Consider the following 8,132-nt stretch of genomic DNA (forward strand, 5'->3'; position numbering starts at 1 on the left):
CCTGGCTCATACTGCTGCGGTTGCGCCTGTCGAGTCCTTCGGTTTTTTCTCTCAAAACACTGCTACAGGACAGCTTGGGTTAAAAAACTCTTCCCCATTCTATCGTCTTTCTATAAGAGCCGCACCCATATTATTTCTTATTATCAGCAACTTACTCAAGCTGCAAACAGAGTGACAAAACGACCAGTTCCAGAATTATCAGTGGTCAATTGGTGGGAGCGATCGCAAAACTATCAGCAGCAGGGTAACTACACGGAAGCCTGTCGTTGCTTGTATATGGGGATGTTGCAGCAATTACACGATACTGGCATTGCCCCTCGCTATCCCAGTCGCACGGATGGAGAATATCTACAACTCATCCAGCAATTACCGCAACCTAAACCATACCAAATCTTACTGATCACCCACCAGCAGTTATGTTTTAGTAACGCCGAAGTCTCTAGTCAGGTTTTTGAACGGTGCAAGGAGGCTTATCAGCAGATAAAGGTTTAAGTATGTTCGCGTAGCGTGGCCTTTTGGCCAAGGATGTTCGCGTAGCGTGGCCTTTTGGCCAAGGATGAAGGATGAAATTTCCTAGGCGTCGGTTAGGGGTAATTAGTGCGATCGCAATCGCGGTACTAATGATCATTACCCTGCTAGCTGCTCCAGCTAATAATAAAATCAATAGCGGCTCGACTTACAGCCGCGCTCCCTATGGCTATGGCGCTTGGTACGCTTACATGGCAAAACGGGGAACTCCTATACAGCGTTGGCAAAAACCCTTTGAGGATTTAGCGAATCAGACGGATGCTCAAGGCTCGGTTACCTTATTGCGTGTCACTAGTTGGTTGACAGTAGATGCTATTTATGGTAAAGAGCGAGAATGGATTAAACAGGGCAATACGATGGTGATTTTGGGAGTCAAGCAGCCGGTGACAGACGCTGCTTTTAGTACTATCCAAGAGGCTTCAACGGGAAAGGTTAAGGTTAACACCAGGCGGCGATACCAGGGTAATCAGGGGAAGAAAATTTTAAGCGATCGCTTTGGTGCTGTGGTTTGGGAAAAGCCTATTGGTGATGGTAGAGTTATCTTTGCCACTACATCCGATCTTGCTGCCAATGCCTATCAGGACTTTCCGGCTAACTATGAATTATTAGCCCAACTGGTTACTCCCTTGAAACCAGAGGAGAATTTAACTAACCAAAATCCCGTTTGGGTGGATGAATACCTCCATGGTTACAAAGATGTGGATGTGATCAAGCGAGAGGTCGGTGAGACTCTATTCAGTTATTTAGCGAAAACCCCTCTGTTGCCAGCCTTTATCCAAGGATTAATAATTCTTCTGGTTGCCATCTGGGCTCTGAATCGCCGCTTTGGACAACCATTGACTTTATCTGAACCAGTCGTGGATAACAGTGAAGCCTACATCCGAGCATTAGCAGGTGTTTTGCAAAAAGCAGGCAGCAGTGAGTTTGTGTTGGAAGTTGTGGGAAAAGACGAACAACTGCAACTGCAAAAAGCACTAGGATTAGGACAGACTCTGCTGGAGGAGCAAGCTCTAATTGATGCTTGGGTTGAGCAAACTGGACGTCCAGCTACAGAACTTAAACAATTGCTGGAAATGCAATCTACTAAACGTCGTATTAGCGAGTCAGACTTACTAAAATGGCTGGGAAAATGGCAGGAAATTGGTATTGATTGATGGGATGATCACAACTGCCCGATTGTGTAAACTACCGGATATCAAGGTAACTAATCCCAACCCCAATCAACCAGAGTTTGCCCATGCTATCCTGATACCACGAAGACGGTCCCACAGGATAGCTAATCAAAGCAAATGACCAATGATCTCCCTGTCTTGAACCGCCTCAAGCAAACCCTTGGCAAAATAATTGTCGGTCAATCGACCCTAGTCGAACAGTTACTCGTAGCGTTGCTTAGTGGTGGACACGTGATTATTGAGGGGGTACCAGGAACCGGTAAAACCTTGCTTGTCAAAGTTCTAGCAAGGCTAATCCAAGCTGAATTTCGGCGGATTCAGTTAACCCCAGATATTCTACCATCGGATATTTTAGGAACTAATATCTTTGACCTGAATACCCGCAACTTTACCCTCAAAAAAGGACCAGTCTTTACTGAGATTTTGCTAGCTGATGAAATTAACCGCACCCCACCCAAAACCCAAGCAGCGCTGCTAGAGGCAATGGAAGAGCAGCAAGTCACTTTGGACGGGGAAACCTTGCCTCTATCTGAATTATTTTGGGTGATTGCTACCCAAAACTCTCTAGAATTTGAAGGCACCTATCCCCTACCAGAAGCTCAGTTAGACCGATTTTTATTCAAGCTGGTAGTGGATTACCCAGACGCGGCGGCAGAAAAGCAAATGTTGCTCAATACTGAGAAAGGATTTCGTGGACGCCGTTTGGATTTAGAACGTCTGAAACCTCTAGCAACTGTAGAACAAATTTTTAGTGCTCGTCAAGAGGTTAAAGCTGTCCAAGTAGACGAGAAGGTGCTGGATTATTTGCTAGCCTTAGTTCAACAAACTAGGCAAAATCCTGATTTAGCCTTGGGAGCCTCCCCAAGAGCTGCTGTAGCTTGGTTACAAACCACTAAAGCCCAAGCTGTGTTATCAGGACGGGATTATGTGACACCGGATGATGTAAAAGCGATCGCACTCCCTCTACTACGTCACCGTCTGATTCTGAAACCAGAGGTGCAGTTAGATGGATTACAGATCGATAGCGTAATAGCTTCATTACTCAAGCAAGTTCCAGTGCCTCGGTGAGTCGGTCAGCACTGAGCACTCAAAAAAAACTATGATTCCCTCACAAAGAACCTATTTACTGTTAATACTAGGTATTGCGATCGCATTATTACTCGCTACTGTTTTTAATCAACAAATCAGTCTAATTACTACTTTTGTCTTTGATGGCATTGTCCTTGGTTTAGCCTTATGGGATGGAAAACGGGTCAAACCTAACCGAGTGAAGGTAACCCGCACCCCTTTACAACGGTTATCCATTGGGCGAGATAATCTGATTGTGCTCTCAGTGGAATCTAGAAATCAGGTTGCTCGAATTCTGATTAAGGACTACTATCCATTAGAGTTTGCTGTTTCCACCCCAACCATAACTGCTACCCTTGACCGGAATAGTAACAAGGAACTAACCTATACGGTTCACCCAGCCAAACGAGGTCAGTTTCACTGGGGAGATATTCACGTGCGCCAGTTGAGTCCTTGGGGCTTGGTGTGGGATGATTGGAAAATCCCAGGGAGTCAGAACGTAGCAGTTTATCCAGACTTAGTCAGTTTGCGATCGCTTTCTATTCGCCTGACCCTGGAAAATACTGGTACCATGCGCCGTTCTCGAAGCTTGGGTAATGGGACAGAATTTGCTGAACTGCGGGAGTATGGCATTGGTGATGACACTCGCCTGATTGATTGGAAAGCTACAGCTCGCCGCTCTCGCCCTTTAGTAAGGGTGCTGGAACCGGAAAAAGAGCAAACTTTAATTATATTACTGGACCGGGGACGGTTGATGACCGCACAGGTACTTCAACTGAAGCGCTTTGATTGGGGATTGAATAGTACTCTAGCCCTAGCATTAGCTGGGTTACATCGGGGCGATCGCGTGGGGGTGGGTGTCTTTGATCGAGACATAACGACCTGGATTCCACCAGAACGGGGTCAACATCAACTATCGAAACTCATAGAACGCCTCACTCCGATTCAGCCAGTGTTATTAGAACCAGACTATTTTGGTGCTGTTACAAAAGTCGTGAATCAGCAAACTCGTCGTGCTTTAGTCGTACTGATTACAGACATCGTGGATGTTACTGCTTCCGCTGAATTGCTAGCAGCCCTAGAACGCCTCACCCCTCGCTACTTACCTTTTTGTGTCACCCTTCGAGACCCCCTTGTTGACCAATTGGCGCACACTGCCCCTAATACCCCTCAGTTAGGGAAAATTCCCAGTCAAGACCAGTTTTGGAACAGGGGATACCAGGAGCAGGGGAGAAAGAGAATTAGTGTTGATCTCAACCCTGACCCGGGGCAAGCCGCTTATACCCGTGCTGTCGCTCTGGATTTAATTGCCCAGCGCCAAGTAGCCTTTGCCCGGTTGAAGCAAAAAGGAGTTCTGGTTTTGGATGCACCAGCGAATCAGATTAGTCAGCAACTGGTTGAGAGCTACTTACGAGTCAAAGCTCGGAATCTACTCTGAAGTATCCTCGACTTTCCGGCTACTACAATATATAACCAAAAGGCTAAACAGTCCGATTCCAACCAAATACTTGAGGAATGATGGCACTAAGGGACTGGGAGATAAAAACCCTTCAATAATACCAGCAATAATCAACATCGGCACAATCCCAAACATCAACTGAGCCGCTTGGGAGCCATAAAATTTTAATGCATCTACCCGGCGATATTGGCCTGGAAACAGAATTGCTCTAGCGATGAGTAAACCGGCTCCACCAGCAAAGAAGATAGCGGGTAATTCCAGGGAACCATGGGGAAACACAAATGCCCAGAAGGGATAAGCTAAGTTATTTTGACCCACTAAGGTGCCAATGGCACCAATCAGTATTCCGTTGAATGCCATGACATATAGGGTAAAGGCACCGCAGGTAATCCCACCAGCCACTGCCCGAAAGCATACCGATAGATTGTTAATCATAATGCCACTGGAGGCTAAGGGTTTCATCCCCAAAATCGAACCCATCCACAATTCCTGGCGATCGCGTACCTGTTCAATTAACTGTTCCGGAACCACCAGGGACATAAACACTGGATCTTGCCAAGCCAACCACCAGGAAATAAAGGCTCCGAGGAGAAACACTGCTGTTGCGATCGCAATATAACTCCACGTCTGTTGCACTACAGCAGGGAAACCCCAGCGACAAAACTCCCCTAAGCCTTGCCAGTCTTGACGGCGAGAACCTTGATAAATCTGGTTATAGCCCCGAGAGGTCAGTCGTTGTAAATCCTTGACCAGGGTATTGCCTACTTGGTTAGTTCTAGCACGGGCTAAATCCGCTGAGACGGAGCGATACAAACTAGCGAGTTCCTTGATTTGGGATGCTGGTAAAGACTTGATTCCTCGTTTCTCCACTTGTTGCAGGAGAGTATCCAACTGTTTCCAATTTGCTTCCCGCCGCCCAATCCAACGTTTAATATTCATAAAGTTTTCGGGGTAATTTTCGTAAACCTCGCTTAAGATAGCGTTAAAACTTGTCTTGCCATCAATAGCCCCATCGACCCATGTCTTATGAGCCTAGTCCCAACCAATCTTTAGGACCACTCAGTATTGGTAATGTTGTTAATGTCGGTCTGCGCATCTACCGCGATCATTTTAAGTTATATTATCGTCTAGCTTTTATGGGTTATCTATGGCTATTAGTTCCCATATATGGCTGGGCTAAGTTTTGTGCCATGTTTGGGCTAATTTCACGTCTAGCGTTTAAGGAAATCATTGAACGTCCAGAAACAGTGAATGAGGCTCGCCGCCATGTAAATCCTCGGATGTGGAGTTTTTTCAGAGCAGGCATCCTAGTATCCTTAATAACTTTTCTAGTATCCTTGATAACTCTTGGAGCAGCAATCCTAGTAGTATTTATCATTTCTTTTGTTATTGGTATCTTGATCGGAGTCCTTGGTTTAATTTTCGGCAATAGCATTACTCTTTTAGATAATCTCAATACTCTCCCTGAGAATAGTATTGCTATGACTATCATAGGACTTCTGGTTGTGATTATTTTGATGATTGTTTTTTTCTTTGGATTGAGCTGGTTTATATCTCGCTTGTTAATTTATGAAATACCGCTTGCTATAGAAGAAAATTCTATCGGTGCCAGGGCAGCAATTGGTCGCAGCTGGAAATTAACTCAGGGATTTATATTACGTATTCAAGGGATAGTAGTTGTTGGCTTTTTAATATCACTACCTATTTCGATTGCTGTACAGATAGCTACATTCAGCATACAAACTATTTTATCTCTTTTGTTTCCTCAAGAATCAGCAATTTTTGCCTGGCTGTATTTAGTGCTAGTTTTTGGGTTGAGCTTTGCTAGTGGTGCGTTGTTAGTTCCCTTCTGGCAAGCCATTAAATCAGTGATATACTACGATCTATGTAGTCGTAAAGAAGGCATAGATTTGCAGCTATGGGGAAGCTAAAATCAACACCGACTAATTTTTTTAATCGAGTCACTATACAAACCCCAGAAAGTGTTGAATTAGAATTAACGTTAGCAGGGATTGGCAGTCGAGCTTATGCCTTGTTAATTGATTATATTGTCTTAGGATTAATTTTAGTAGTATTTTTAATTGCTTGGGGCTTTTTATCTTCCCAACTGCTGGACCTATTAGACTATTTTTTTGGTATTAATGAGTTAAGGCTTTGGCTAGTAGCCATTTATCTATTTATTACCTTTTCAATTTACATCGGTTATTTTGTTTTGTTTGAAACCCTATGGCAGGGACAAACACCAGGTAAGCGCTATGGCAAAATTCGTGTTATTCGTGATGATGCTAGACCAGTGAGACTACAGCAAGCTACCCTACGCGCTTTGCTCAGACCTGTTGATGATTTATGGTTCCTGGGAGTATTTTTAATTATCTTTAGCAAACGAGAAAAACGGTTGGGAGATTGGTTAGCAGGAACCCTGGTAGTCCAAGAAGAGCAGCCTATTGCTTCTGCTAGCTTCGAGATCTCCGATCAGGCTCAAGCCTTAGCCAATCAGCTCCAAACCCAGGCAGATTTCTCCCCCTTGCAGCCAGAAGACTTTGCTATGATTCGAGAGTATTTGCAGCGGCGCGAGGCAATGACATTTCAGGCAAAAGCGAAGTTAAGCCGACAACTGGCTGATCAGGTCAAAGACATGATTGCCTTGGAAAAGGTACCCTCAGGTGTCACGGCTAACTTGTTTCTGGAGGCTGTGTACCTTGCCTATCAGCAGCTATCATCCCAGGATTAGTGACCCACGCACCCTTGCTCCAGCTTGAGCCATGGGTTGGTTATCTAGGAGTAAAACACCCTATGCACTCAACAGTGAAAACGGATGATTCCCTAAAATCCGGTTTTTTACCAGATTTTAGGCTTGTAAGGCTAAATTAATGTCGCTACTATTGTACTTGAATACTTATACTAGCTTCTCATCCGGCTTTTGCCGTTAGTTGCTCATGGACATTCAGCTGATTAATATTGGTTTTGGTAACATTGTTTCAGCAAACCGAGTTGTAGCAATTGTTTCTCCAGAGTCTGCTCCTATCAAGCGGATCATTACTGAGGCAAAAGAGCGTGGATATCTGATTGATGCAACCTACGGGCGTCGCACCAGAGCGGTAATTGTGACCGATTCCAGCCATGTCATCCTCTCGGCAATTCAGCCAGAAACTGTTGCTCATCGCTTCGTTATCAATAAAGATAGTCACAATGGTAACCATTAAGCTTGAAACTTAACTAGACTCAACATGGAAGCAGGGAGACTCATTGTATTGACTGGTCCTTCTGGTGTTGGTAAAGGAACCTTGCTGCGCCAGCTCCTGAAGCGACACCCGGAACTTGATCTTTCGGTGTCAGCAACCACCAGGCAACCTCGTCCTGGGGAGGTGCATGGGAAACACTATTACTTTGTCAGTCGTGACCAGTTTGAAGAAATGATGATAGGGGGTGAGCTTTTAGAGTGGGCTGAGTACGCTGGTAATTACTATGGTACACCTAGTTTGCCAGTCAAGCAGCTTCTTGAGAAGGGTAAGTCTGTTATTTTAGAAATAGAATTGGTTGGGGCAAGGAAAATCAATAAAACCTTTCCCTCTGCTCTGCGTATTTTTGTACTACCCCCCAGTCTAGATGAATTAGAGCAGCGGATTCGCTTGAGGGGTAAGGATAGTGAAGAAGTAATCGCCCAACGCCTTTCTATTGCCAAAGCCGAAATTGAAGCTGCTGATGAATTTGATGTGACTATTGTTAATCAAGACTTCAAAGAAGCTCTACAAAGCTTGGAAGCAGTTATTTTTCCATCTTAACTGTCCGGCAAAAGAAGTCCCACATCTCTATGCGCAGGATGAGTGCTTAAAGTTACCGTAAGATAGTGGAGCTTTTATGGTTAGTCGGTTATGCGCAAAAGGGTTAAATCTTTTGTAATAAAG

General features: G+C 44.7%; 9 protein-coding genes. 8 read left to right on the forward strand and 1 reads right to left on the reverse strand.

Annotated elements, in window-relative coordinates:
• Positions 1-171: 171 nt before the first annotated feature.
• The 4 genes from F6K46_RS36560 (at position 172) to F6K46_RS36575 (ending at position 4,206) form a co-directional block, all read left to right on the forward strand.
• On the forward strand, positions 172-492 hold the full coding sequence (locus F6K46_RS36560; RefSeq protein ID WP_293067558.1) for a DUF4129 domain-containing protein: 321 nt from the start codon (positions 172-174) through the stop codon (positions 490-492).
• A 71-nt stretch (positions 493-563) separates the two neighbouring features.
• Positions 564-1,682, forward strand: coding sequence for a DUF4350 domain-containing protein (locus F6K46_RS36565; protein ID WP_293067561.1), 1,119 nt, complete (start codon positions 564-566; stop codon positions 1,680-1,682).
• Positions 1,683-1,817: 135 nt separating this feature from the next.
• Positions 1,818-2,768 (forward strand): MoxR family ATPase, encoded by a 951-nt coding sequence (locus F6K46_RS36570; RefSeq protein ID WP_293067564.1) that lies wholly within the window; start codon positions 1,818-1,820, stop codon positions 2,766-2,768.
• A 31-nt stretch (positions 2,769-2,799) separates the two neighbouring features.
• Entirely contained in the window at positions 2,800-4,206 is a 1,407-nt protein-coding gene (locus tag F6K46_RS36575; protein WP_293067567.1) for a DUF58 domain-containing protein, read from the forward strand.
• Here the strand turns inward: F6K46_RS36575 and F6K46_RS36580 are convergent.
• The gene (locus F6K46_RS36580) at positions 4,198-5,166 is read right to left on the reverse strand and encodes a stage II sporulation protein M (RefSeq protein WP_293067570.1); all 969 of its coding nucleotides are present in this window, start codon (positions 5,164-5,166) and stop codon (positions 4,198-4,200) included. The two genes, F6K46_RS36575 and F6K46_RS36580, sit on opposite strands and share 9 nt — an antisense overlap.
• Positions 5,167-5,246: 80 nt before the next feature.
• Here F6K46_RS36580 and F6K46_RS36585 point away from each other — a divergent pair, with 80 nt between their 5' ends.
• From F6K46_RS36585 to gmk, 4 genes are all read left to right on the forward strand, one after another.
• Entirely contained in the window at positions 5,247-6,158 is a 912-nt protein-coding gene (locus tag F6K46_RS36585) for a DUF975 domain-containing protein (RefSeq protein ID WP_293067573.1), read from the forward strand.
• Positions 6,146-6,958, forward strand: coding sequence for an RDD family protein (locus tag F6K46_RS36590; RefSeq protein ID WP_293067576.1), 813 nt, complete (start codon positions 6,146-6,148; stop codon positions 6,956-6,958). The genes F6K46_RS36585 and F6K46_RS36590 overlap by 13 nt, the downstream gene beginning before the upstream one ends.
• A 205-nt stretch (positions 6,959-7,163) precedes the next feature.
• The gene (gene remA / locus F6K46_RS36595; protein WP_008191366.1) at positions 7,164-7,430 is read left to right on the forward strand and encodes an extracellular matrix/biofilm regulator RemA; all 267 of its coding nucleotides are present in this window, start codon (positions 7,164-7,166) and stop codon (positions 7,428-7,430) included.
• 24 nt (positions 7,431-7,454) lie between these two features.
• Positions 7,455-8,009, forward strand: a complete 555-nt coding sequence (gmk, locus tag F6K46_RS36600; protein ID WP_293067579.1) for a guanylate kinase — start codon at positions 7,455-7,457, stop codon at positions 8,007-8,009.
• The last annotated feature ends 123 nt before the right edge of the window (positions 8,010-8,132 follow it).

Source organism: Moorena sp. SIO3E8 (assembly GCF_010692445.1).
Classification (GTDB): domain Bacteria; phylum Cyanobacteriota; class Cyanobacteriia; order Cyanobacteriales; family Coleofasciculaceae; genus Moorena; species Moorena bouillonii.

What these genes read in the sequence shown, in the direction of transcription:
- F6K46_RS36565 (WP_293067561.1), top strand. Translation starts at nt 564, where the DNA reads ATGAAATTTCCTAGGCGTCGGTTAGGGGTAATTAGTGCGATCGCAATC.
- F6K46_RS36570 (WP_293067564.1), top strand. Translation starts at nt 1,818, where the DNA reads ATGACCAATGATCTCCCTGTCTTGAACCGCCTCAAGCAAACCCTTGGC.
- F6K46_RS36575 (WP_293067567.1), top strand. Translation starts at nt 2,800, where the DNA reads ATGATTCCCTCACAAAGAACCTATTTACTGTTAATACTAGGTATTGCG.
- F6K46_RS36580 (WP_293067570.1), bottom strand. Translation starts at nt 5,166, where the DNA reads ATGAATATTAAACGTTGGATTGGGCGGCGGGAAGCAAATTGGAAACAG.
- F6K46_RS36585 (WP_293067573.1), top strand. Translation starts at nt 5,247, where the DNA reads ATGTCTTATGAGCCTAGTCCCAACCAATCTTTAGGACCACTCAGTATT.
- F6K46_RS36590 (WP_293067576.1), top strand. Translation starts at nt 6,146, where the DNA reads ATGGGGAAGCTAAAATCAACACCGACTAATTTTTTTAATCGAGTCACT.
- remA (WP_008191366.1), top strand. Translation starts at nt 7,164, where the DNA reads ATGGACATTCAGCTGATTAATATTGGTTTTGGTAACATTGTTTCAGCA.
- gmk (WP_293067579.1), top strand. Translation starts at nt 7,455, where the DNA reads ATGGAAGCAGGGAGACTCATTGTATTGACTGGTCCTTCTGGTGTTGGT.